At 59.7% G+C, this 22,984-nt stretch carries 21 protein-coding genes; 18 read left to right on the top strand and 3 right to left on the bottom strand.

Going from position 1 to position 22,984, the window contains the following annotated elements:
* The 10 genes from BMY45_RS20290 (at position 1) to BMY45_RS20245 (ending at position 9,347) form a co-directional block, all read left to right on the top strand.
* Positions 1-645, top strand: coding sequence for a cysteine hydrolase family protein (locus BMY45_RS20290; protein WP_092400654.1), 645 nt, complete (start codon positions 1-3; stop codon positions 643-645).
* Positions 642-1,994: a type I glutamate--ammonia ligase gene (locus BMY45_RS20285; RefSeq protein ID WP_092400652.1), complete on the top strand. Its 1,353-nt coding sequence runs from the start codon at positions 642-644 to the stop codon at positions 1,992-1,994. Before BMY45_RS20290 ends, BMY45_RS20285 begins: the two co-directional genes overlap by 4 nt.
* Positions 1,978-2,730: an N-formylglutamate amidohydrolase gene (locus BMY45_RS20280; RefSeq protein WP_092400650.1), complete on the top strand. Its 753-nt coding sequence runs from the start codon at positions 1,978-1,980 to the stop codon at positions 2,728-2,730. Before BMY45_RS20285 ends, BMY45_RS20280 begins: the two co-directional genes overlap by 17 nt.
* 76 nt (positions 2,731-2,806) lie before the next feature.
* Positions 2,807-4,156: an APC family permease gene (locus BMY45_RS20275; RefSeq protein WP_092400648.1), complete on the top strand. Its 1,350-nt coding sequence runs from the start codon at positions 2,807-2,809 to the stop codon at positions 4,154-4,156.
* A 111-nt stretch (positions 4,157-4,267) separates the two neighbouring features.
* On the top strand, positions 4,268-5,284 hold the full coding sequence (locus BMY45_RS20270) for an arginine N-succinyltransferase (RefSeq protein WP_092400646.1): 1,017 nt from the start codon (positions 4,268-4,270) through the stop codon (positions 5,282-5,284).
* Between the two features lie 61 nt (positions 5,285-5,345).
* Positions 5,346-6,380 (top strand): arginine N-succinyltransferase, encoded by a 1,035-nt coding sequence (gene astA / locus BMY45_RS20265; RefSeq protein ID WP_092400644.1) that lies wholly within the window; start codon positions 5,346-5,348, stop codon positions 6,378-6,380.
* Positions 6,381-6,665: 285 nt separating this feature from the next.
* The gene (locus tag BMY45_RS20260) at positions 6,666-7,439 is read left to right on the top strand and encodes a hypothetical protein (RefSeq protein ID WP_256573674.1); all 774 of its coding nucleotides are present in this window, start codon (positions 6,666-6,668) and stop codon (positions 7,437-7,439) included.
* Positions 7,436-8,095 carry a transposase gene (locus BMY45_RS20255; RefSeq protein ID WP_092400642.1) on the top strand — a complete coding sequence of 220 codons (660 nt, stop codon included), beginning with the start codon at positions 7,436-7,438 and terminating at the stop codon, positions 8,093-8,095. Before BMY45_RS20260 ends, BMY45_RS20255 begins: the two co-directional genes overlap by 4 nt.
* Positions 8,096-8,113: 18 nt before the next feature.
* Positions 8,114-8,296 (top strand): hypothetical protein, encoded by a 183-nt coding sequence (locus tag BMY45_RS20250; protein WP_092400640.1) that lies wholly within the window; start codon positions 8,114-8,116, stop codon positions 8,294-8,296.
* Positions 8,297-8,477: 181 nt separating this feature from the next.
* Entirely contained in the window at positions 8,478-9,347 is an 870-nt protein-coding gene (locus BMY45_RS20245) for an isocitrate lyase/PEP mutase family protein (RefSeq protein ID WP_047228462.1), read from the top strand.
* A 232-nt stretch (positions 9,348-9,579) separates the two neighbouring features.
* Here BMY45_RS20245 and BMY45_RS20240 read toward each other — a convergent pair whose 3' ends face one another.
* Positions 9,580-10,809: an acyl-CoA dehydrogenase gene (locus BMY45_RS20240; RefSeq protein ID WP_047228463.1), complete on the bottom strand. Its 1,230-nt coding sequence runs from the start codon at positions 10,807-10,809 to the stop codon at positions 9,580-9,582.
* A gap of 190 nt (positions 10,810-10,999) precedes the next feature.
* On the opposite strand from BMY45_RS20240, the gene BMY45_RS20235 reads away from it, so the two are divergent.
* The 3 genes from BMY45_RS20235 (at position 11,000) to BMY45_RS20225 (ending at position 13,579) form a co-directional block, all read left to right on the top strand.
* A complete protein-coding gene (locus BMY45_RS20235) occupies positions 11,000-11,932 on the top strand; it encodes a LysR family transcriptional regulator (RefSeq protein ID WP_092400638.1) in 933 nt (310 codons plus the stop codon).
* A 207-nt stretch (positions 11,933-12,139) separates the two neighbouring features.
* Positions 12,140-12,541 carry a MerR family transcriptional regulator gene (locus BMY45_RS20230; RefSeq protein WP_092400636.1) on the top strand — a complete coding sequence of 134 codons (402 nt, stop codon included), beginning with the start codon at positions 12,140-12,142 and terminating at the stop codon, positions 12,539-12,541.
* 138 nt (positions 12,542-12,679) lie between these two features.
* Entirely contained in the window at positions 12,680-13,579 is a 900-nt protein-coding gene (locus BMY45_RS20225) for a hydroxymethylglutaryl-CoA lyase (protein ID WP_092400634.1), read from the top strand.
* Between the two features lie 652 nt (positions 13,580-14,231).
* On the opposite strand, the gene BMY45_RS20215 is transcribed toward BMY45_RS20225, so the two are convergent.
* Positions 14,232-15,929 (bottom strand): AMP-binding protein, encoded by a 1,698-nt coding sequence (locus BMY45_RS20215; protein ID WP_092400630.1) that lies wholly within the window; start codon positions 15,927-15,929, stop codon positions 14,232-14,234.
* A 188-nt stretch (positions 15,930-16,117) separates the two neighbouring features.
* Here BMY45_RS20215 and BMY45_RS20210 point away from each other — a divergent pair, with 188 nt between their 5' ends.
* The 4 genes from BMY45_RS20210 to BMY45_RS20195 are packed head-to-tail and all read left to right on the top strand — an operon-like array spanning position 16,118 to position 21,679.
* Entirely contained in the window at positions 16,118-17,281 is a 1,164-nt protein-coding gene (locus tag BMY45_RS20210) for an isovaleryl-CoA dehydrogenase (protein WP_047228468.1), read from the top strand.
* A 12-nt stretch (positions 17,282-17,293) separates the two neighbouring features.
* On the top strand, positions 17,294-18,901 hold the full coding sequence (locus tag BMY45_RS20205; protein WP_092400629.1) for a carboxyl transferase domain-containing protein: 1,608 nt from the start codon (positions 17,294-17,296) through the stop codon (positions 18,899-18,901).
* Positions 18,902-18,914: 13 nt separating this feature from the next.
* Positions 18,915-19,730: a gamma-carboxygeranoyl-CoA hydratase gene (locus BMY45_RS20200; RefSeq protein WP_092400627.1), complete on the top strand. Its 816-nt coding sequence runs from the start codon at positions 18,915-18,917 to the stop codon at positions 19,728-19,730.
* Positions 19,730-21,679: an acetyl/propionyl/methylcrotonyl-CoA carboxylase subunit alpha gene (locus tag BMY45_RS20195; RefSeq protein WP_092400625.1), complete on the top strand. Its 1,950-nt coding sequence runs from the start codon at positions 19,730-19,732 to the stop codon at positions 21,677-21,679. Before BMY45_RS20200 ends, BMY45_RS20195 begins: the two co-directional genes overlap by 1 nt.
* A 30-nt stretch (positions 21,680-21,709) precedes the next feature.
* On the opposite strand, the gene BMY45_RS20190 is transcribed toward BMY45_RS20195, so the two are convergent.
* Positions 21,710-22,357, bottom strand: coding sequence for a LexA family protein (locus BMY45_RS20190; RefSeq protein WP_092400623.1), 648 nt, complete (start codon positions 22,355-22,357; stop codon positions 21,710-21,712).
* A gap of 129 nt (positions 22,358-22,486) precedes the next feature.
* On the opposite strand from BMY45_RS20190, the gene BMY45_RS20185 reads away from it, so the two are divergent.
* Entirely contained in the window at positions 22,487-22,828 is a 342-nt protein-coding gene (locus BMY45_RS20185; RefSeq protein ID WP_092400621.1) for a DUF6124 family protein, read from the top strand.
* Positions 22,829-22,984 lie beyond the last annotated feature (156 nt).

The following is a 22,984-nucleotide window of genomic DNA, read 5'->3' as shown; positions in this document are numbered from 1 at the left end:
ATGTTCTCGCTCCCTCACCACTCCCCTCGGGATTTGCCATTCGCCTGCGACCATACCGCCTTGCTGCTGGTGGACATGCAACGCGCTTGGCTGGAACCGCAATTCGATGCCCACCTGGCCACGCCCGAGGCCGACTATTTCATCCGCCGTGCCCGCCAGCAGGTGATCCCCAATCAGCAGCGCCTGCTCGAAGCGGTGCGGGCGGCGCAGCAAAACGTGTTGCACACCCACATCCAGAGCCTGACTGCCGATGGTCGCGATCGCTCGCTGGACCACAAGCTGTCGGACATGCACCTGCCCAAAGACAGCCCGCAAGCCCAGATCATCGCCGAGTTGGCACCGCGGGAAAATGAAATCGTGCTGCCCAAGACGTCTTCGGGGGTCTTCAACTCCACCAACATCGATTACGTGCTGCGCAACCTGCAGACCCGTCATCTGATCATCGCCGGCATCGTCACCGACCAGTGCGTCGACATGGCCGTGCGCGACGCCGCCGACCGCGGCTATCTGGTCACACTGGTGGAAGATGCCTGCGCCACTTACAGCGAACAACGTCATCTGGCCTGCCTGAATGCGATCAAAGGTTATTGCTGGATCACCGATACCGACACCGTGCTCGGTCGGTTGCAGGAGATGCAACCGTGAGCCGTCTCGATCCCGCGACGCCCCTGGCCCCGCTGCCCGTGTCCACGCTGGTCTGCACCGACCTGATCGGCGTGACCCGCGGTCGCTCGTTGCCCAGTGATGAACTGCCCCATTACGTCGACGCCGGTTGTGGCTGGGTGCCGGCCAACAGTGCGCTGACGCCCCAGGACATCATCGCCTCGGCCAACCCGTGGGGCGCTTATGGCGACCTGCGACTGATCCCGGACCTCTCCAGCCGAGTCACTGTCGACAATGGCCCGGATGCCCAGGCGCCTGCCCTGGATTTCATTCATTGCGATGTGCGGGAAACCGATGGTCGGGCCTGGGGCGCTTGCCCTCGCACATTGCTGCATGACGAAGTGCAACGTTATCGCGCCGAGCTGGGCCTGCAGGTGTTCGCCGCGTTCGAGCATGAATTCAACCTCGATACCCCTCACCCCCAACCGGATCGCCTGGCCTTCAGCCTCCAGGCCCAGCGCCAGCAGGCCGGGTTCGCCGGATGGTTGCTCAGCGCATTGCGGGCAGGCGGCGTCGAACCGGAAATGTTCCTGCCGGAATACGGCAAGCATCAATATGAAATCACCTGCCGCCCGACCCTGGGCGTGGCCGCCGCCGACCGTGCAGTGAACGTGCGGGAAATCACCCGGGAGATCGCCCAGCAAATGGGCCTGGAGGTGAGTTTCGCCCCCAAGACTTCGGAACATGCCGTGTGCAACGGCGTGCATTTGCACATGAGTCTGCAAGACCTGGACGGCGTCCCCGTGCTGCATGATGCTGGCGGCGCCAACGGCCTGTCGGACCTGGGCCAGCACTGGGCCGCCGGGGTGCTGCGCTATCTGCCCGCCCTGTGCGCGATCACCGCGCCGACACCGGTGTCCTATGAGCGGCTGCAACCCCATCACTGGAGCGCATCCTACGCCTGCCTGGGGCAACGTAACCGCGAAGCGGCGTTGCGCATCTGCCCGACGGTGAGCGTGAGCGGAAAACCGGTGGCGACCCAGTACAACCTGGAATTTCGCGCCATGGACGCCACCGCTTCGCCGCACCTGGCGCTGGCGGCGCTGTTGATCGCCGGGCGACTGGGCATCGAGCAACGGCTGGCGCTCACGGCGGTCACCGATGAAATACCCGATGAATTGAACGAAGAACAACGTCGTGCCCGTGGCATTATCGCCCTGCCGACGACCCTGGCCCAGGCCCTGGATTGCCTGCGCCACAGCGGGGCGCTGTTGGAAGCCCTGCCCGGCCCGCTGGTCGAAACCTATTTCGCCTTGAAGGCCCAGGAGCTGGCCTTGACCCAGGCGCTGTCACCTGCCGAGCTGTGTGAGCACTATGCGCGAATCTATTGAATGTGCTGAATCGGGCCTTTATACCGGGCCGGCTTATCGCCTGATCCGGGAAGACGCCGAACACCCGTTGATCCTGGTCTGTGAACACGCCGACCGCTTTATTCCCGCCGCGTTGAACGACCTTGGCCTGGATGAGACGGCGGCCCAGGAGCACATTGCCTGGGATATCGGTGCCCTGGCGCTGGCCGAACGACTGTCCGAAACCCTGGGAGCGACCTTGCTGGCGGCCAACTATTCACGGCTGCTGATCGACCTGAACCGTCCCCTTCACGTCGCCGACAGCATCCCGCACCAGAGCGAGATCTACCAGATTCCGGGCAACCAGTCCCTGGATGAGGCCACCCGTGAATATCGCCAGCGGTGCCTGTTCCATCCCTTCCATGATCGACTGCGAGCGTTGATCGACCAGCGTCTGGCCGACAACCGGACGGTGCGGGTGGTGGGCATCCACAGTTTTACGCCGGTGTTCTACGGCCAACCGCGCGCCCTGGAAGCGGGCGTGCTGTTCGGCGAGGCCAAGGACTATGCCCAACGCATCGTCGACGGGCTAAGCCGGCACTCGCTGCGGGTCGCCGGCAACCAGCCGTACAAGATCAACCCTTCGACCGATATGACGGTTCCGGTACATGGCGATGGACGCGGCCTGGATTCGGTGTTGATCGAAGTGCGCAACGACCTGCTCCGCAGCCCGACAGCGGTGCAGGCCTGGAGTGCTTATTTGGCGCCGTTGTTGTAGGAAAGCAGCGGCAAGGTTTGAGCGGCAAGCGACAAGCAAGAGCACACCCACACACAGCTGAGAGGGAGAACGGCTTATGAGTATCGAGGCATTTGGCTATAAACAGGAATTGAAGCGCAGCCTGTCGCTGACGGACCTGGTGGTGTACGGGATGATTTTCATGATCCCCATCGCACCGTTCGGCGTGTATGGCTACGTCAACGCCGAGGCGCCGGGGATGGTGCCGTTGGCGTATATCATCGGCATGGTGGCGATGCTCTTCACGGCCTTGAGCTACGGCAGCATGGCCAGGGCTTTTCCGGTGGCCGGCTCCGTCTATTCCTACGCGCAACGGGGCCTTAACCCACACGTGGGCTTCATCGCCGGTTGGCTGATGCTGCTGGACTATCTGCTGATCCCGCCCCTGCTCTATGTCTACGCCGCCATGGCACTGAACCATCTGTACCCGGACGTTCCCAAGGTCGGTTTCATTCTGGCATTCCTGGTCAGCGCGACCTTCGTCAATCTGCGGGGCATCACCTTCACCGCACGGATGAATATCATTTTCCTGCTGGCGCAACTGATGGTGCTGGCCATTTTCCTGTTCTACGCCTGGAATGCCTTGCAGGGTGGCGCCGGTAACGGCCAACTGACCCTGGCGCCGCTGTACAGCCCGGAGCGTTTTGATTTCGCGCTGTTGATGCAGGCCGTGTCCATCGCCGTGTTGTCGTTCCTGGGCTTCGATGCCATTTCCACCCTGGCCGAAGAAATCAAGAATGATCCGGGGCGCAGCGTGGGCAAGGCAGCGTTGATCACGCTGCTGGTGATGGGAGTGATTTTCGTCGTGCAGACCTGGATTGCCACCGACCTGGCGGCCGGTATGGGCTTCAAATCGGCCGATACCGCGTTTTATGAAATCGCCGAATTGGCGGCCGGCAGTTGGCTGGCCACTTTGACCGCCGTCGCCACGGCGCTGGCCTGGGGCGTGGCTGTGGCGATCACCTCGCAAGCGGCGGTATCGCGGCTGTTGTTCGGCATGGCCCGGGACGGCAAGTTGCCCAAGGTGTTGGCCAAGGTCCATCCGAAACATAACACCCCATACTTGAGCATCTATCTGGTAGCGGTGCTGTCGCTGTTGATCTGCTACCTGTTCATCGATGCCGTGGACACCCTGACTTCCCTGGTCAATTTCGGCGCCTTGAGCGGCTTCATGTTGTTGCATATCACCGTGATCAACCATCACTGGCGCCGCCAGCGGTCCGGCCAGGTGATTCGTCACCTGATCTGCCCTTTGATCGGCTTCGGCATTGTCGCGGCCATCATGTACAACATGGGCGTGGATGCGCAGAAGCTCGGCTTGATATGGATTGCCGCAGGCCTGGTCTATCTGGCCGTGCTCAATAAGTTCGGCACCGATACTGCCCTGCCTGACCCTGCGGGACAGTGAGGATCGGCGGTCGAAGGGGTTCGACCAGCCGTCGTCACAATGCGTGGACATCGACAGTGATCGTCAAGCCCGGTGCACGTCACCGGGCTCTTTGGAAAAGGAGTGCAATCCATGCTGGCCTTACGTCCAGTTCAATTAAGCGACCTGCCGCAATTGCAGCAACTGGCCCGTGACAGTCTGGTGGGCGTCACATCGCTTCCCGACGATACCGAACGCCTGAGGGACAAAATCCTCGATTCATGTGCCTCGTTCGAGACCGACGTGCAGAGCCCTGGTGCAGAGAATTATTTCTTCGTCCTGGAGGACCTGGCATCCGGGCAATTGACCGGCTGTTCCGAGATTCTCGCCAGCACCGGCTGCAATGAGCCGTTCTACAGCCTGCGTCATCGACCGTTTACCAGCGAGTCCCGGGAATTGAACATCCAGCACGGCGTACCCGCGCTGTCGCTGTGCCAGGACCTCAATGGCCAGACGCTGCTGCGCGGCTTTCATATCGACGCCGAACGGGTACGCACGCCGGAATCGGAGTTGCTGTCCCGGGCGCGGCTGATGTTCATCGCCGCCCATCCGCAACGTTTTGCCGAATCAGTGATCACCGAGATCGTTGGCTTCAGCAGCGATGACGGTCAGTCACCGTTCTGGGATGCCGTTGGCCAGCATTTTTTCGACCTGCCCTACGCCGAAGCCGAACGCTTGTGCGGGCTGCAGAGCCGCACCTTTCTCGCCGAACTGATGCCGCAATACCCGATTTATGTACCCATGCTGTCTCAGGCGGCCCAAGCCTGTATCGGTCGGGTGCATCCCGACGGCCAGGAAGCCTTCGACATCCTGGAGCGCGAGGGTTTCGAAACCAACAGCTACGTGGATATCTTCGACGGCGGGCCGACACTGCATGCTCGTGTGGCGAACATCCGCTCCATCACCCAAAGCCGTATAGCCACGGCCCGACAATGCTCAAACATTGACCTGGGCGGGCGCTTTCTGCTGAGCAACGACGGCCTGAAGAATTACCGGGCCATCGTGGCCGAGCTTGACGTCAGTGCCGAGGGCACCGCGTCCCTGACACCGCAGATGCTGGCAGCACTGGGTATCACCGACGGCGAGCGGGCCCGGGTGGTTGCGCTATGAATCTGACGCGATTCCCCGCCCGGCATCAGCGCCCCGACTGGCACCATGAAGGAGCTGCATCATGATTGTGCGCCCGGTCGCTCTGACGGATCTGCCCGCCTTGCTGGACCTGGCCCATTGCGCGGGTCCCGGGTTCACCAGCCTGCCGGCCAACGAAGAACGCCTGGCCCATCGAGTGCGCTGGGCCCAGCGCACCTTTGCCGGACAAGTCGAACGCGCCGACGCCGATTACCTGTTTGTGCTCGAGGACGATGATCGGCAAGTAGTCGGTATCAGCGCCCTGACCGGCGCGGTCGGGCTACGTGAGCCCTGGTACAACTATCGAGTCGGGGTCACCGTCAGCTCCGCGCCTGAACTGGGCATCCAGCGGCAGATACCCACGCTGTTCCTCAACAATGAGATGACCGGGCAATCGGAGATCTGCTCCTTGTTCCTGCATCCCGAACAACGCCGCGGCCATAACGGACGCCTGCTGTCCCTGTCGCGCTTGCTGTTCGTGGCCGAGTTTTCCCAGTTGTTCGGTGAGAAACTGATCGCCGAGTTGCGAGGGCACGCCGACGAGCACGGCTGCTCACCGTTCTGGGACAGCCTGGGCCGACACTTCTTCCAGAAAGACTTCAGCTACGCCGACCAATTGTCCGGCATGGGCAACAAATCCTTCATCGCCGAGCTGATGCCACGCCAACCGCTGTACACCTGTCTGCTCACCGAACAGGCCCAGGCGGCTATCGGCAGGGCCCACCCGAACACCGAGCCGGCCCTGAAAATCCTCGGCGCCGAGGGTTTTACCCATAAAGGCTACATCGACATCTTCGATGGCGGCCCGGTGATCGAAGCGCCAGTGGCGAAAATCCGGACCGTACGCGACAGCCAGTCGCTGACCCTGGCCATCGGCACGCCGGACGAACAGGCACCGCTCTGGCTGATCCATAACCGACGGCTGGCGAGCTGCCGCGTTACCAGTGCCCGAGCACACCTGCACGGCCACAGCCTGCTGGTGGACCGCCTCACGGCCAAACGTCTGCAAATGCAACCAGGTGACACGGTGCGCGCCGTGGCGTTGCTTAAACAGGGGCGGCAGGCGGTGGCGGCGTAGGCCTGGTTCGAGCACAAAGACTTCGTCCACGGACACGCATCAGCCTCCGCCCCTTTGCCGGCATCGTGGTCAAATCAATCATTGCTTACAACTTGTCGTGCTCCGCTTCAATCCCTCCCGCAACGTGAGGGCCATGCTGTGATTTATCCGCGCTAACGCCCTGCGCTGCAGAGTTAATTAATAGAAGCGCGCTGGACAGTAATACTTGCCGACAATTCCATAATTGCCTCTCACCCACACAAAACTCATACTTTCAAACACCGACCCACTGCCACGACTATATTCATGCTAAACACTCTAATTACCAAAAAACTTCCGCCAGAACACATAGTGGATAAAATAAAAACATTAGACATGACAGCAGAAATCAATCAACTGATCACTCACCTGGGTGCTCAATCTACATTTGCCACAGCGCAATCCCGACGCGCGGCCATCATGAACATTACCAACCTGCACACAGGCACCATTACATTACACCGTACAAGCATTGGCAATATAAGCATCAAGGCACTTACAGCCGAAACAGCCTCATCGCCTCTATACTCAGTGCCCGGACAAAGCATCGTGTTCGCGGTCGACCGCCCTTTCAAAGTTCAGCGATATACCCTGAATTCGCATCAACTTGAAAAAAGCGATGCAGTGATCATCGACAAAAACAGTCCGCTGATCATTGATGGCAGCCGAACAGTATTTGACTACTTGCCATTGGACTTTGAATCCGGTGGATTGATGGGCAGGATCAACTGGCCAGACAGAAGTGCAGACATCAGCGTGTTTCACCGTGTCTCATTGCGCAAAGTTGCCTGGCTGCCTCACGACGAAAGTGCTGCCCGGTATCTGGTGAGTCTTGAGTTACTCGAAACGCTCCAGGACCCCGAGAGGACAAGGGTTGCCGAGGAACTGGTCTATCACTACCACCCCGCCGTGGCGTGGAAAGCCTTCCAGATGCTTTATCAGGCTGACCCACAGATCGCATTGAATTACGTCCCGCTCCTGAAAAAACGCCAGGACACACGACTGGACAATTTACTTGCTCCGCTGGAGAAAGCGGCATGAATCTGGAGACCTTTGTCGAGCGCCTGGAAACTTATGACATGCAAAGAGACAAAAGCAAAATCATTGCGGATTTGCGTCAGCTGGCAACCAACCGTTCTTTATTGAGCAACCATTTGTACGCCACGATCCAGCAACACGGTTTTGTTCCACGCAACAGTCTCTACCATGCCTATGCATTTGTACTGTTCAGCAATAATCTATTTACCCTTCGACTGGGGTTCTGGTCGCCAGTGCAAACCCAGGATGAGAGCGAAACTTTCATCTACAACCTGAATCACAACCATGACTTTGAAATGTATGCAGTCGGCTATAGTGGCGAGGGCTACACAACGCTCATACGTGAAATACTCGATGGCTTTCCACTGCAAACGGGCAAAACACCTCGACTGGGCAAAGCACGAATACTTAAACTTGCTCCGGGTGAAGTTCTGTACATGCCTGCACTTCGGGAAGTCCATAAACAAATCGCGCCGCACACCATGTCCGCATCACTGAGTTTGCTTATTCACCCCGAACACCCGACCAAAACTGACGAGGCCTGGTGCTTCGATCATAATTACACACCGCTTTACCCCGGCATCGCTACACAGGAAGTAGCGCTGTTTAACGACACGCTGTCATTACTAAACCCCGAGCAGTCTTTCTCTGCCCGGTAACAAAAGAAGGAGAAAACCATGAATAACCTGATGAAAAACTGGACTGAAGTGCCCTTACTGCGGGCAGGTAGCCATGTGATCGATACCTCAACGCAGCTGGAGAACGAAATCTACTGCACGATTCCTGGATTCCCGACTCGTTACAACGTCGGCAACATCCATGAAATCAAACAGATCTGGAGCGTACCGATCAAGGACTGACTGCCCATCGGGTGATGGTATTTGCCAGGCTGCAAACCGTCAGGTCTGCAGCCCCTCTATTCGGCGCAAGCATCCCCTATGCACATTCGTCATCATCTTTGAACCTTGCCCGTGATAGCCTTTGGATCTTTCGGCGTTGACACTTTTGCTCAAGCCTTTCCATTCCAATGGTGGAACTCATATGCCCAGGCTTTCCCATCAAGACTTGCGTCGCAACTTTCGCCAACTGCTGGCGAGCGAAACCTGTTACCACACCGCCTCGGTGTTTGATCCGATGTCAGCGCGCATCGCCGCCGACCTGGGTTTTGAAGTAGGGATACTGGGAGGCTCGGTCGCGTCGCTGCAAGTGTTGGGGGCGCCGGACTTTGCCCTCATCACACTCAGCGAATTCGCCGAGCAGGCCACGCGCATTGGCCGCGTAGCCCAACTGCCGGTAATTGCCGACGCCGATCACGGTTATGGCAACGCCCTGAACGTGATGCGCACCATCATCGAACTCGAACGCGCCGGCGTGGCGGCCCTGACCATCGAAGACACGCTGCTGCCGGCCCAGTTCGGCCGCAAATCCACCGACCTGATCGGCGTTGCCGAAGGCGTCGGCAAGATTCGCGCAGCGCTGGAAGCCCGGGTCGACCCGGAAATGGCGATCATTGCCCGCACCAACGCCGGGATCTTACCGGTCCAGGAAATCATCAGTCGGACCCAGCAATATGAACGTGCCGGCGCCGACGGGATTTGCATGGTGGGTGTGCAGGACTTCGACCACCTGGCGCAGATCAGCGAAAACCTGAGCGTGCCGTTGATGCTCGTCACCTATGGCAATCCGTTGCTGCGTGACGACAAACGCCTGGCAGAGCTCGGCGTGCGCGTCACCATTGATGGTCACGGTGCTTACTTCGCCGCGATCAAGGCCACCTATGACAGCCTGCGCGAACAGCGGCAGATCTTCACCCAGGCGTCGGACCTGAGCGCCACCGAGCTGACCCACACGTACACCCAGCCCGAGGATTACATCCGTTGGGCTGAGGAATACATGAGCGTCAAGGAGTGAGCTGACTTCCCGCGTCACATTGCAGGACGCATCGCGAGCAGGCTCGCTCCCACAGGGTCATCCATTAATGGACGCCTGCAATCAACTGTGGGAGCGGGCTTGCTCGCGAAGACGCAGGCACATTCAACATCAACTGTTCAGACAAACCGCATTCGCGAGCAAGCCCGCTCCCACAGGGGATGGCGGTGGGCTCTGACTGGCTCATCCAATAGAAAGCCGCTAAACGAAGCCTTCAACGCCCGCTGCGCAACATCTCCTTGGGCACGTACTTGCCGATTTCGAACTTGCCGATGGCGGCGCGGTGCACTTCATCCGGGCCGTCGGCCAGGCGCAAGGTGCGTTGCATGGCGTACATGTAGGCCAGCGGGAAATCGTTGGAAACCCCGGCGCCACCATGGATCTGGATTGCCCGGTCGATGACCTTCAAGGCCACGTTCGGCGCAACGACCTTGATCTGGGCGATCTCACTCTTGGCAACCTTATTACCGACGGTGTCCATCATGTACGCCGCTTTCAAGGTCAGCAGGCGCGCCATGTCGATTTCCATCCGTGAATCGGCGATCTTGTCGACGTTGCCGCCCAGGCGCGCCAATGGCTGGCCGAAGGCGGTGCGGCTGACGGCACGTTTGCACATCAACTCCAATGCACGCTCGGCCATGCCGATGGAACGCATGCAGTGGTGGATCCGGCCTGGGCCGAGGCGACCCTGGGCAATTTCAAAACCGCGCCCTTCGCCCAGCAAGACGTTTTCGTACGGCACCCGCACATTGTCGAACAGCACTTCGGCGTGGCCGTGGGGCGCATCGTCGTAGCCGAATACCGGCAGCGGACGTACGATTTTTACCCCAGGTGTGTCCACCGGCACCAGAATCATCGAGTGCTGGGCATGACGCGGCGCGTCGGGGTTGCTCAGGCCCATGAAGATCAGAATCTTGCAGCGCGGATCACAGGCCCCAGAGGTCCACCACTTCTTGCCGTTGATCACCCACTCGTCGCCATCGCGCTCGGCGCGGGCGGCCATGTTGGTGGCGTCCGAAGAAGCAACGTCCGGCTCGGTCATGGCGAAGGCCGAGCGGATCTCGCCGCGCAGCAGCGGTTCCAGCCAGCGTTGTTTCTGTTCTTCATTGGCGTAACGCACCAGCACTTCCATGTTGCCCGTGTCCGGCGCCGAGCAGTTGAACGGCTCCGGCCCCAGCAACGAACGGCCCATGATCTCTGCCAATGGCGCGTATTCGAGGTTGGTCAGGCCAGCGCCCAGCTCAGACTCGGGCAGGAACAGATTCCACAGCCCCTCGGCTTTGGCCTTGGCCTTGAGCTCTTCCATGATGGCGGTGGGCTGCCAGCGGTCGCCTTCGGCCACTTGTCGTTCGAACACTGCTTCAGCCGGGTATACGTAGGCGTCCATGAACGCGGTGACACGTTCACGCAGTTCCTGAACCTTGGGGGAATACGCAAAATCCATGAGAAGCACCTTCTTGGCAGAGGTTGTTTTTAGGTCATGAAATCGATGCTAGTTCAGCTACGAAAATTTACCTAACCTATTCTCGGCGTGTATTAACATTCATCACCGATATATGGTTCACTGATTTGCATCGCCACCCGGCACCTCACAACAAGCTTAAGAACAAGCCCAATAACAAGAGTGCAGCGCCATGAATCTGAGCAAGGTCGACCTCAACCTTTTCATCGTCTTTGATGCGATCTACACCGAAGCCAACCTGACCCGCGCCGGGCAGATCGTCGGCATCACTCAGCCGGCGGTGTCCAATGCCCTGGCGCGTTTGCGCGAGACCTTCAATGACCCGCTGTTCGTGCGCACGGCCCAGGGCATGGTGCCCACGCCCATGGCCCAGAACATCATCGGCCCGGTGCGCAATGCCTTGTCACTGTTGCGGGTGTCGGTGCAGGAAAGCCGGATCTTCAATCCGCTGCAAGCGGTCAAGACCTACCGCATCAGCATGACCGACCTTACCGAAGGCGTGATCCTGCCACTGCTGTTCCAGCGCCTGCGACGTCTGGCGCCGACCGTGGCCATCGAGAGTTTCCTGTCCAAGCGCCGTGAAACCACCAAGGAACTGGCCGCCGGTCGCCTCGACTTCGCCGTCGACGCGCCACTCAATACCGACCCGCAAGTACGCCACGTCAAGCTGATGGAAGACCGGTACGTGTGCGCCATGCGCAAGGGGCACCCACTGGCGAGCAAGGAAAAAATCAGCCTCGATGATTACCTGGCCCAAACTCATGTGCATATTTCCAGCCGCCGTAACGGTCTGGGTTATGTCGACCTGGCCCTGGGCAAGATGGGCATCCAGCGCAAGATCGCCCTGCGCTCCCAGCATTACTTGATGGCGTCCCAGGTGTTGCAACAGACCGACATGGTCATGACCGTTCCCGAGCGCTTTGCCCGTCGTCACGATCTGCATGCCTTTGTGTTGCCGGTCAACGATGTGCCCCCCGTGGAAACCCATCTCTACTGGCATGAAAGCACCGACCAGGACCCGGCCAACCGCTGGATGCGCGAACAAATGATCGAGCTGTGCCAGCAGGTGACGGCGCATGAGAAGAAGCTTGATAAGGTGGTGTAAAACTGAGGACCGCGTCATCGTTCTTCGCGAGCAAGCCCGCTCCCACATTGGACCTGCAGTACACGCAACATTTGTGTACAACGCAGAACCTGTGGGAGCGGGCTTGCTCGCGAATAGGTCTGTACAGGCAACGCACCTACGACTGCTTGACGTGAACGTCAACCTGCCATTAGCTTAGCGCCAGCCCCTTTCGTTTCGAGCGCTTCCATGAGCAGCCAGACCTACAGCATCTCCGACCTCGCCCGCGAACTGGATATCACCACCCGGGCCATCCGCTTCTATGAAGAGCAAGGCCTGCTGAGCCCGGAGCGACGTGGCCAGGAACGCATTTATTCACCTCGGGACAAGGTCAGCCTGAAGCTGATCCTGCGAGGCAAACGCATCGGTTTTTCCCTGGCCGAGTGCCGTGAACTGATCGAACTCTACGACCCCACCAGCGGCAATCAGAAACAACTGCACAGCATGCTGGCGAAGATCACCGAGCGCCGGGAGCAGCTCGAACAGCAACTGCTGGACATCGAACAGATGAAACTGGAACTCGACACCGCCGAAGAACGCTGCATCCAGGCCCTGGAGCAGACGATCAAAGGCCAGGAATTCATCCAATAACGACGCCAATCCCATGTGGGAGCGGGCTTGCTCGCGAATGCAGACTTACATTCAGCTCATCTGGCGACTGTCACACTGCTTTCGCGAGCAAGCCCGCTCCCACATTGGATCGGCGCACTCAACTACAGGTCAATCCCCATGTCCCTTCCCTCCTTTGTACGCCTGATTGAAGTTGGCCCCCGCGACGGCCTGCAGAATGAAGCACAACCCATCAGTGTCGCCGACAAAGTGCGCCTGGTCGATGCCCTGAGCGCCGCCGGCCTGGGTTATATCGAAGTCGGCAGTTTTGTCTCGCCCAAGTGGGTGCCGCAAATGGCCGGTTCCGCCGAGGTGTTCGCGCAGATCCAGCGCAAACCCGGCGTCACCTATGGCGCCCTGGCGCCGAACCTGCGGGGGTTTGAAGACGCGCTGGCGGCCGGCGTGAAAGAGGTCGCCGTGTTCGCCGCCGCGTCCGAAGCGTTCTCCCAGCGCAACATCAACTGTTCCATCAAGGAAAGCCTTGAGCGCTTCGTGCCGATCATGGAAGCCGCCCGGCAGAACGGTGTCAGCGTGCGCGGTTACGTCTCCTGCGTGCTGGGCTGCCCGTACGAAGGCGCGGTCAAGCCCGAACAAGTGGCGTGGGTCGCCCACGAACTGTATGCAATGGGCTGCTACGAGGTGTCCTTGGGAGACACCATCGGCACCGGCACCGCTGGCGCCACACGCAAGATGTTCGAGGTGGTTTCGGCACAAGTGCCCAGGGACAAGCTTGCCGGGCACTTCCACGATACCTACGGCCAAGCCATGGCCAACGTCTACGCCAGTCTGCTGGAAGGCATCGCCGTGTTCGACAGTTCTATCGCAGGCCTGGGCGGTTGCCCGTATGCCAAGGGCGCCAGCGGTAACGTTGCCACCGAAGACGTGTTGTACCTGCTCAATGGCCTGGGCATTGAAACCGGCGTCGACCTGGACGCACTGATGGGTGCCGGCCGGCAGATCTGTGACGTGCTGGGTCGCCCTACCGGTTCGCGGGTAGCCAAGGCGCGCGCCGCACAGTGAGGTGTTACCGCTCCCTGTGTAACAGCTACGAAACGAGTAACACGGAAACAATTTGTCAGGTTTGGTCTGACAGCTTTTTCTACCAGAATTCATAACTCATTGATTTTGTTCATTTTTTAAAAGTTGGCACGGCACCTGCTATATCTCTGGCATAACAAGAATAAAAAAAGCGACAAACCCAATAAAAACAAGACGAAACGACTCTGACATAACAAAAACAACACGACAGAGGCGCAGCTAACAGATTTTTTTGGAGAAGATGGGCTTTTCAGGGTGCTTTCAGGAGCAACCCGCAACCGGGCAGAGAACAATAAAACTACCTTCAGGTAGCCCCCGAATCGGTTGGATCGCAAAGCGAAAAAGCAGATCAGCGCTCAAAAAAATACGTTTGCTCTTGATCCCGGATGGGGATCACCAAAACAGCGGTAAAGGGTCACGGCTACTAAAAACAACAACAGGCCGCCCCTCAATAATAAAAAAAGAGCACGTGACGACAAAATTAAAGGGGAGCTTCGGCTCCCCTTTGTGCTGTCTGGCGTTTGCTATTTTCTTGTGGGAACGGGCTTGCTCGCGAAAGCGGTGTGCCAAGCGACATAAATGTTGACTATGCCGCCGTCTTCGCGAGCAAGCCCGTTCCCACAGGGGATCTTGTTCAGCCTTCTTTATCACGCAGTTCTTCAATGCTGATTTCGCGCATGCGAAACTTCTGGATCTTGCCGGTCACGGTCATCGGGAACTCCTCGACGAACTTGAAATGACGTGGCGTCTTGAAGTGAGCAATGCGCTCTTTGCACCAGGCCTGCAACGCTTGCTCGGTGGCGCTGTGGCCGGGATGGAACTTGATCCAGGCGACGATTTCTTCACCGTAGCGCGAGCACGGAATGCCGATCACTTGCACATCAGCAACAGCGGGGTGAGTGAAGAAGAATTCTTCCAGCTCACGCGGGTAAATGTTCTCACCACCACGGATGATCATGTCCTTGTTGCGCCCGACGATGCAGACGTAACCCTGTTCGTCCATGCTCGCCAGGTCGCCGGTGTGCATCCAACCGTCCCGATCGATGGCGTCGGCGGTGCCCTTGGGGTTGTTCCAGTAACCGAGCATCACGCTGTAGCCACGGGTACACAACTCGCCGATGGTGCCACGGGGAACGATATTGCCGGCCTCGTCGACGATCTTGCTTTCCAACTGCGGCTGGGTACGGCCAACGGTGGTCACGCGCAACTCCAGCTCGTCTGAAGGACCGGTCTGCAACGACACCGGGCTGGTTTCCGTCATGCCGTAGGCAATTTGCACTTGGGCCATGTGCATCTCGCTGATGACCCGGCGCATCACCTCAATGGGGCAAGTGGCCCCGGCCATGATCCCGGTGCGCAGGCTGGACAAATCAAAATCGCCTCGTTGCGGCTGGTCCAGCATGGCGATGAACATGGTGGGCACGCCATACAGCGCCGTGGCTTTTTCTTCGGCCACGGTACGCAGGGTCAGCAACGGATCGAAGGCGTCGTTGGGGTAGATCATGGTGCTGCCGTGGGTCATGCAGCCCAGATTGCCCATGACCATGCCAAAACAATGGTAGAGCGGTACCGGGATCACCAGCCGGTCGCTCGCCGTCAGTCCCAGGCTTTCGCCGACCATGTACCCATTGTTGAGGATGTTGTGATGGCTGAGGGTTGCGCCCTTGGGAAACCCAGTGGTGCCGGAGGTGTACTGGATATTCACCGGGTCATCATGATGCAGGCTGGCTTGGCGCTCGACCAGTTGCTCAGGCGAAACCGCAGCGCCAAGGGCTGCCAGTTGCGACCAGGGCAAAAAACCTGAGGGGGGTTGAGCATCCAGACTGATGACCCCGCGTAGCTCCGGCAGACCCGCGCTGTGTAACTGACCTATCGACTGCTGCGCCAGCTCAGGCGCAAGCGCTTGCACCATGGCGTGATAATCCGAGGTTTTGAACGCTGCGGCGCAGACCAGCCATTGGCAACCCGACTGCTTGAGCACGTATTCGAGTTCGGAACTGCGATACGCCGGGTTGATGTTGACCAGAATGACACCGATCTTCGCGCTGGCGAACTGGCTGATGCACCACTGAGCACAGTTGGGGGCCCACACGCCAAGACGGTCGCCGGCTTTCAAGCCCAGCGCCAATAGGGCTCGGGCGTGCAAGTCGACGGCTTCGGCCAGTTGCCGCCAGGTATAACGCAACGATTGGTGGCGAACCACCAACGCCTCGCCATCGGGATACCGGGCCACAGTCTGATCGAAGGCCTCGCCGATGGTGTGCGCCAGTAGAGTCTTGTCCTGAGAGCCGCGGGTGTAGCTGAGCTGCGATTGCGAACCGGGTTGATCCATGATGACCCCTCTTGTCTTTATTAGTGGGTGTATCGGTGAACCTGCTGACTCAAGCGCACTTACTGTGGCGCAAGTTGACGTTAACGTAAAGGGTGATTGACAGTCATTCGTCACAGGCTTACGTTAACGTAAAGGTGAGAACCAATCCCCCCCTCTCCACACCCGACAAAAAAGCCAAAAGGTGTCCCATGAGCTACCCATCCCTGAACTTTGCCCTCGGCGAAACCATCGACATGCTTCGTGATCAGGTGCAGGCCTTCGTCAAAGCTGAGCTAGCGCCACGGGCCGCCCAGATAGACATCGACAACCTGTTCCCTGCCGACATGTGGCGCAAATTCGGCGACATGGGCCTGCTGGGCATCACCGTCCCGGAAGAATATGGCGGCGCGGGTCTGGGCTATCTGGCCCACGTGGTGACAATGGAAGAAATCAGCCGCGGCTCGGCCTCGGTCGCGCTCTCCTACGGCGCCCACTCCAACCTCTGCGTCAACCAGATCAACCGCAACGGCAATCACGAACAGAAAACCAAGTACCTGCCCAAGCTGATCAGCGGCGAACACATCGGCGCGCTGGCCATGAGCGAACCCAACGCCGGCTCTGACGTGGTGTCGATGAAGCTGCGGGCCGACAAGCGCGGCGATCACTACGTGCTCAACGGCAGCAAGACCTGGATCACCAACGGTCCCGACGCCAACACCTACGTGATCTACGCCAAGACCGACCTGGAAAAAGGCCCCCACGGCATTACCGCCTTCATCGTCGAGCGCGACTGGAAGGGCTTCAGTCGCAGCAACAAATTCGACAAGCTCGGCATGCGCGGCTCCAACACCTGCGAGTTGTTTTTCGATGACGTCGAAGTCCCGGAAGAAAACATCCTCGGGGTGCTCAACGGCGGCGTGAAAGTGTTGATGAGCGGCCTCGATTACGAGCGTGTCGTGCTGTCGGGCGGCCCTACCGGGATCATGCAGGCCTGCATGGACCTGATCGTGCCGTACATCCACGACCGCAAGCAGTTCGGCCAGAGCATCGGCGAATTCCAGTTGATCCAGGGCAAAGTCGCGGACATGTACACCCAACTCAACGCCAGCCGCGCCTATCTCTATGCCGTGGCCCAAGCCTGCGAGCGCGGCGAAACCACCCGCAAGGACGCCGCCGGGGTCATCCTCTACAGCGCCGAACGCGCCACGCAGATGGCCCTCGACGCGATCCAGATTCTGGGGGGTAACGGCTACATCAATGAATTCCCGGCCGGTCGCCTGCTGCGTGACGCCAAGCTGTACGAAATCGGTGCCGGCACCAGTGAGATTCGTCGGATGTTGATCGGTCGTGAACTGTTCAACGAAACCCGCTAAACGGAGCTGTCCATGGCCACGCTGCATACCCAGCTCAATCCGCGCTCAGCGGAATTTATTGCCAACCGCGAGGCGATGCTCAAACAGGTCGACGCTTTGCACACCCTGCTCGCTCAGGTTCAACAAGGTGGTGGCCCCAAGGCGCAGGAACGCCACACCTCGCGGGGCAAACTGCTGCCCCGTGAGCGCATCAATCGCTTGCTCGATCCGGGTTCGCCGTTTCTCGAGATCAGCCAACTGGCAGCTTACGAGGTGTATGGCGAAGACGTGCCGGCCGCGGGCGTGATTGCCGGGATCGGCCGGGTGGAAGGCGTCGAGTGCATGATTGTCGCCAACGACGCGACGGTAAAAGGCGGTTCCTACTACCCGCTGACGGTGAAGAAACATCTGCGAGCCCAGACCATCGCCCAGCAAAATCGCCTGCCGTGCATTTATCTGGTGGATTCGGGCGGTGCCAACCTGCCGCGCCAGGACGAAGTGTTTCCCGACCGTGAACACTTCGGGCGAATCTTCTTCAATCAGGCGAACATGAGCGCCATGGGCATTCCACAGATTGCCGTGGTCATGGGTTCCTGCACCGCCGGTGGCGCCTACGTGCCGGCGATGGCCGACGAAGCGATCATGGTCCGCCAGCAGGCGACGATCTTTCTCGCCGGACCACCGTTGGTAAAAGCTGCCACCGGAGAGGTGGTCAGTGCTGAAGACCTGGGCGGTGCCGATGTGCACTGCAAGATCTCGGGCGTCGCCGACCACTACGCCGACAACGATGAACACGCCCTGGCCATTGCTCGGCGCAGCGTCGCCAACCTCAACTGGCGCAAGCTCGGCGAAGTGCAGCAACGCGCCCCCATCGCCCCGCTGTATTCAAGCGACGAGCTGTACGGCGTGGTTTCGGCGGACGCCAAGCAGCCGTTTGACGTGCGCGAAGTGATTGCGCGGCTGGTGGACGGTTCGGTGTTCGATGAGTTCAAGGCGCTGTTCGGGACGACGCTGGTATGCGGTTTTGCTCACTTGCACGGCTACCCGATCGCGATTCTCGCCAACAACGGCATCCTCTTCGCCGAAGCCGCACAGAAAGGCGCACACTTCATCGAGCTGGCCTCTCAGCGGGGTATCCCGCTGCTGTTCCTGCAAAACATCACGGGTTTCATGGTCGGGCAGAAATACGAAGCCGGCGGCATCGCCAAGCACGGCGCGAAGCTGGTGACGGCGGTGGCCTGCGCCAAGGTGCCGAAATTCACGGTCATCATCGGCGGTAGCTTTGGGGCCGGCAACTATGGCATGTGCGGCCGCGCCTACGACCCACGGTTCCTGTGGATGTGGCCGAATGCGCGGATTGGCGTGATGGGTGCCGAACAGGCCGCCGGCGTATTGGTGCAGGTCAAGCGCGAACAGGCCGAACGTAGTGGCCATCCGTTCAGCGCCGCCCAGGAAGCTGAAATCAAACAACCGATTCTCGATCAGTACGAAGAGCAGGGCCACCCCTACTATTCCAGCGCGAGGCTGTGGGACGACGGCGTCATCGACCCCGCCCAGACCCGCGATGTACTGGGCCTGGCCTTGTCCGCGTCGTTGAACGCGCCCATCGAACCGAGCCGCTTCGGCGTGTTCCGGATGTAAACGGGGAATGCACATGGATAACTTCAACACCCTCGAACTGCTCAGCGACCCCCGCGGCTTTGCCACCTTGTGGCTCAGCCGTGAACAGAAAAACAACGCGTTCAACGCCGAAATGATCCGCGAGCTGATCCTTGCCCTGGACCATGTCAGCAGTGATCCGAATCTGCGTTTTCTGCTGATCCGTGGTCGCGGTAAACACTTCAGCGCCGGTGCCGACCTGGCCTGGATGCAGCAGTCAGCCGAACTCGATTACCACACCAACCTGGACGACGCCCGGGAACTGGCGGAGCTGATGTACAACCTCGCCAAGTTGAAAATTCCTACCGTGGCGGTGGTCCAGGGCGCGGCGTTTGGCGGCGCGCTGGGGCTGATCAGCGCCTGCGACATGGCCATTGGCGCCGATCAAGCGCAGTTCTGTCTGTCGGAAGTACGCATCGGCCTGGCGCCGGCGGTGATCAGCCCCTTCGTGGTGCAAGCCATCGGAGAGCGGGCCGCGCGGCGTTACGCCCTGACCGCCGAACGCTTCGACGGACAGCGGGCGAAAGAGATCGGGTTGCTGTCGGAAAGTTACCCGGCCGAAACCCTGGAGCAGCAGGTCGAACAATGGGTCGACAACCTGTTGCTCAACAGTCCGGCGGCCATGCGCGCCAGCAAGGAATTGTTGCGTGAAGTCGGCAACGGCGCCCTGACACCGGCATTGCGGCGCTACACCGAAAACGCCATCGCCCGCATCCGCGTCAGTGCGCAAGGCCAGGAAGGTTTACGAGCGTTCCTGCAAAAGCGCTCGCCCAGTTGGCAAGCCGAATCGAACAACAAGGAGCCGCGTTGATGAGCGCCCCCATCCTCACCACCTTGCTGGTGGCTAACCGTGGTGAAATCGCTTGCCGCGTGATGCGCACCGCCAAGGCCATGGGGCTGACCACAGTGGCCGTCCACAGCGCCACCGATCGCGATGCCCGTCACAGCCGTGAAGCCGATATCCGTGTAGACCTGGGCGGTAGCAAGGCCGCTGACAGCTATTTGCAAATCGACAAACTGATCGACGCGGCCAAGACCAGCGGCGCCCAGGCTATCCATCCCGGGTATGGTTTTCTTTCGGAAAATGCCGGGTTCGCCCGCGCCATCGAAAACGCCGGCCTGATCTTCCTCGGCCCGCCCGCCTCGGCCATCGATGCCATGGGCAGCAAGTCCGCCGCCAAAGCCCTGATGGAAACCGCCGGCGTACCCCTGGTGCCCGGTTATCACGGCGAAGCCCAGGACCTGGAGACCTTCCGCGACGCCTGCGAACGCATCGGCTATCCGGTACTGCTCAAGGCCACTGCCGGTGGCGGTGGCAAGGGCATGAAAGTGGTCGAGGACGTCAGCCAACTGGCCGAAGCCCTGGCTTCAGCCCAGCGTGAAGCACAATCGTCGTTTGGCGATTCGCGGATGCTGGTGGAAAAATACCTGCTCAAGCCACGGCACGTGGAAATCCAGATTTTTGCCGATCAGCACGGCAACTGTCTGTACCTCAATGAACGTGATTGCTCGATCCAGCGGCGGCATCAGAAGGTCGTCGAAGAAGCACCCGCGCCGGGCCTGAGCCCGGAACTGCGGCGGGCCATGGGCGAAGCCGCCGTGCGTTCGGCTCAAGCCATCGGCTATGTCGGTGCCGGTACCGTGGAATTTCTGCTGGATGCGCGCGGTGAGTTCTTCTTCATGGAGATGAACACGCGCCTGCAAGTCGAACACCCGGTGACCGAAGCCATAACCGGCCTTGATCTGGTGGCATGGCAGATTCGCGTGGCACGTGGCGAGCGGCTTCCAATGACCCAGGAGCAAGTGCCACTGCGGGGCCACGCTATCGAAGTGCGCCTGTATGCCGAGGACCCGGCCAACGACTTCCTGCCGGCTACCGGGCGCCTGGCGTTGTATCGCGAATCGAGTGCGGCACCGGGTCGTCGGGTCGACAGCGGGGTGGAGGAAGGCGATGAGATTTCACCGTTCTACGACCCGATGCTCGGCAAGCTGATTGCCTGGGGCGAGGATCGTGAACAGGCGCGGTTGCGGCTTTTGAGCATGCTCGACGAGTTTGCCATCGGCGGGCTGAAAACCAACATCGGATTTCTACGACGCATCGTGGCCCACCCCGCCTTTGCGGCGGCGGAGTTGGACACTGGATTTATCCCACGTTACCAGACGCAACTATTGCCAGAGCCCGGCGAATTGGATGACGACTTCTGGCGCGCGGCGGCCCATGGCTTCGCCTTGAGCCTGACGCCGCGTGCACGGCCCGATGACGCCAACTCACCTTGGGCCAACACCGCAGGACTGCGTCTGGGGCTGCCAAGACAGACCACTGTGCACCTTAGCTGTGAGGGCCAGGATCGAGCGTTGACCCTGGACGTCACGGCCGGTCGTACAGAATTCCTGGGTGAGCAACTGGTGATCGAGCACGATGGCCTGCGTCGCAAGCATCGCGCCATTCGCCAGGGCGACAGTCTGTATCTGCAATGGGAAGGTGACCTGCACCGAGTCGACGTGTACGACCCGCTGGCCGCCGCCGAAGCCAGCCACAGCCACCAAGGCGGCCTGACCGCCCCCATGAACGGCAGTATTGTTCGGGTGCTGGTGAGTGCCGGCCAGACGGTGGAAGCCGGGGCGCAACTGGTGGTATTGGAGGCGATGAAAATGGAGCACAGCATTCGCGCGCCCCAGGCCGGTGTGATCAAGGCCCTGTATTGCCAGGAAGGCGAAATGGTCAGCGAGGGCTGCGCGTTGGTGGCGTTCGAAGAATAAGTATCGGCCCGCTCCCACGGGCCGATCCAGTCAGAACCTGATGGTGGCCTGCACGACCACACCGATGATGCGGCATTGCTCGGTGTACAGGGTTTTCGGGTAGGTGGGATTGAGCGGGACCAGGTAACGCTGCCCGCTCTCTTCGATCAATTTGCGAAAGGTGGCGTCACTGCTGTCAGGCAACTGGGCAACCACCAGTTTGCCGGGCACAGCGTCAATGGCCGGGTCCACCAGGATCGACATTCCCTCGGGAATGCTCAACCCGCTGGGTGACGTCATCGCATCTCCCACCACCACCAGCCAGAATGCGTCCCCCTGAGCGTGATAGTCCGTCAGCTCATAGCGCGCCTGGCTGCAGGACGGCAGATCGCCTTCGCGAATCTCGCCTACCTCGCTCCAATCACTTACCGGGTAGCGGAAGTACGGATTGTACTTCTGCGCCAGGGCCATGCCTTCCTCGGTGGAGGTGTCCGGCTCGCGGATCACCATTGCCACTTCAAGAAACTCCAGCCCCAGCTCCCGCAGGACCCGGTTCATGTCGTCGACACTGGGTTGCCGGCGCTTGGTCAGCCAATGGCCGACGCCGCCCTGGGACATCCCCAAACGTTCTGCGAGCACCACTTGCGTGATGCGCAGCTCCTTCATCTTGGCCTTGACCAACTCTATCCATTTATCCATGTGCGGCACGATACTTGGCTGGCTCCGACCATCAAAACACAAAATGTAGTATTTAAATTATCGTCACAATTACGATAGGTACTATTCTGGATTCAGGATTTCAGCCCCTACACGGAGAATCTAGACACCATGGACAGACTCAACAACGATGAGCCCACTCGCCCTTTCGACAGTACATTCACCTCGCTGCAGGACTGCCCGGCGGCCCAACGCGCTCTGGACTACTACTTGAAACCGGGTATGTCAGAAGCGCCTGCAGAACATCGCTTCTTCGACGTGAACCGCAACATCAGCGCAGAAGAGGCCTTGGTCCATGCTTGCGACCTGCTGCGCTGTGCGGCCGCCACCGCCCAGGAATCCGCCAGCCGACTACAAGGGTCGAGCCGCGACCTGGCTTTTTCAGTGGTGCATATGATTGATCTGGTCAAGGTGATGCTTGACCGGTCACTGGATGGCTACCCTACTCGTTAGGCGTAACACTTGGGAATGGCACCGCGAATGCGGGACCAGGAAAATATTTTCCAATAGGCAGGATAAAAACATTTGACTTGCAAATGATAATGATTATTATTGCATCAGCTGGTCGCGAGATCAGTCGATAGGCCAGAAGACCTTAGGTCGGACTTC

It is taken from the genome of Pseudomonas sp. NFACC39-1, assembly GCF_900110355.1.
GTDB classification, from domain to species: domain Bacteria; phylum Pseudomonadota; class Gammaproteobacteria; order Pseudomonadales; family Pseudomonadaceae; genus Aquipseudomonas; species Aquipseudomonas tehranensis.
Note: the sequence above shows the minus strand (reverse complement) of the source record. Positions and strands in the feature narration are given on the sequence as shown.

What these genes read in the sequence shown, in the direction of transcription:
- BMY45_RS20260 (WP_256573674.1), top strand. Translation starts at nt 6,666, where the DNA reads ATGCTAAACACTCTAATTACCAAAAAACTTCCGCCAGAACACATAGTG.
- BMY45_RS20230 (WP_092400636.1), top strand. Translation starts at nt 12,140, where the DNA reads ATGAGCAGCCAGACCTACAGCATCTCCGACCTCGCCCGCGAACTGGAT.
- BMY45_RS20290 (WP_092400654.1), top strand. Translation starts at nt 1, where the DNA reads ATGTTCTCGCTCCCTCACCACTCCCCTCGGGATTTGCCATTCGCCTGC.
- BMY45_RS20185 (WP_092400621.1), top strand. Translation starts at nt 22,487, where the DNA reads ATGGACAGACTCAACAACGATGAGCCCACTCGCCCTTTCGACAGTACA.
- BMY45_RS20225 (WP_092400634.1), top strand. Translation starts at nt 12,680, where the DNA reads ATGTCCCTTCCCTCCTTTGTACGCCTGATTGAAGTTGGCCCCCGCGAC.
- BMY45_RS20195 (WP_092400625.1), top strand. Translation starts at nt 19,730, where the DNA reads ATGAGCGCCCCCATCCTCACCACCTTGCTGGTGGCTAACCGTGGTGAA.
- BMY45_RS20255 (WP_092400642.1), top strand. Translation starts at nt 7,436, where the DNA reads ATGAATCTGGAGACCTTTGTCGAGCGCCTGGAAACTTATGACATGCAA.
- BMY45_RS20250 (WP_092400640.1), top strand. Translation starts at nt 8,114, where the DNA reads ATGAATAACCTGATGAAAAACTGGACTGAAGTGCCCTTACTGCGGGCA.
- BMY45_RS20240 (WP_047228463.1), bottom strand. Translation starts at nt 10,809, where the DNA reads ATGGATTTTGCGTATTCCCCCAAGGTTCAGGAACTGCGTGAACGTGTC.
- BMY45_RS20210 (WP_047228468.1), top strand. Translation starts at nt 16,118, where the DNA reads ATGAGCTACCCATCCCTGAACTTTGCCCTCGGCGAAACCATCGACATG.
- BMY45_RS20190 (WP_092400623.1), bottom strand. Translation starts at nt 22,357, where the DNA reads ATGGATAAATGGATAGAGTTGGTCAAGGCCAAGATGAAGGAGCTGCGC.
- BMY45_RS20280 (WP_092400650.1), top strand. Translation starts at nt 1,978, where the DNA reads ATGCGCGAATCTATTGAATGTGCTGAATCGGGCCTTTATACCGGGCCG.
- BMY45_RS20275 (WP_092400648.1), top strand. Translation starts at nt 2,807, where the DNA reads ATGAGTATCGAGGCATTTGGCTATAAACAGGAATTGAAGCGCAGCCTG.
- BMY45_RS20200 (WP_092400627.1), top strand. Translation starts at nt 18,915, where the DNA reads ATGGATAACTTCAACACCCTCGAACTGCTCAGCGACCCCCGCGGCTTT.
- astA (WP_092400644.1), top strand. Translation starts at nt 5,346, where the DNA reads ATGATTGTGCGCCCGGTCGCTCTGACGGATCTGCCCGCCTTGCTGGAC.
- BMY45_RS20235 (WP_092400638.1), top strand. Translation starts at nt 11,000, where the DNA reads ATGAATCTGAGCAAGGTCGACCTCAACCTTTTCATCGTCTTTGATGCG.
- BMY45_RS20270 (WP_092400646.1), top strand. Translation starts at nt 4,268, where the DNA reads ATGCTGGCCTTACGTCCAGTTCAATTAAGCGACCTGCCGCAATTGCAG.
- BMY45_RS20215 (WP_092400630.1), bottom strand. Translation starts at nt 15,929, where the DNA reads ATGGATCAACCCGGTTCGCAATCGCAGCTCAGCTACACCCGCGGCTCT.
- BMY45_RS20205 (WP_092400629.1), top strand. Translation starts at nt 17,294, where the DNA reads ATGGCCACGCTGCATACCCAGCTCAATCCGCGCTCAGCGGAATTTATT.
- BMY45_RS20245 (WP_047228462.1), top strand. Translation starts at nt 8,478, where the DNA reads ATGCCCAGGCTTTCCCATCAAGACTTGCGTCGCAACTTTCGCCAACTG.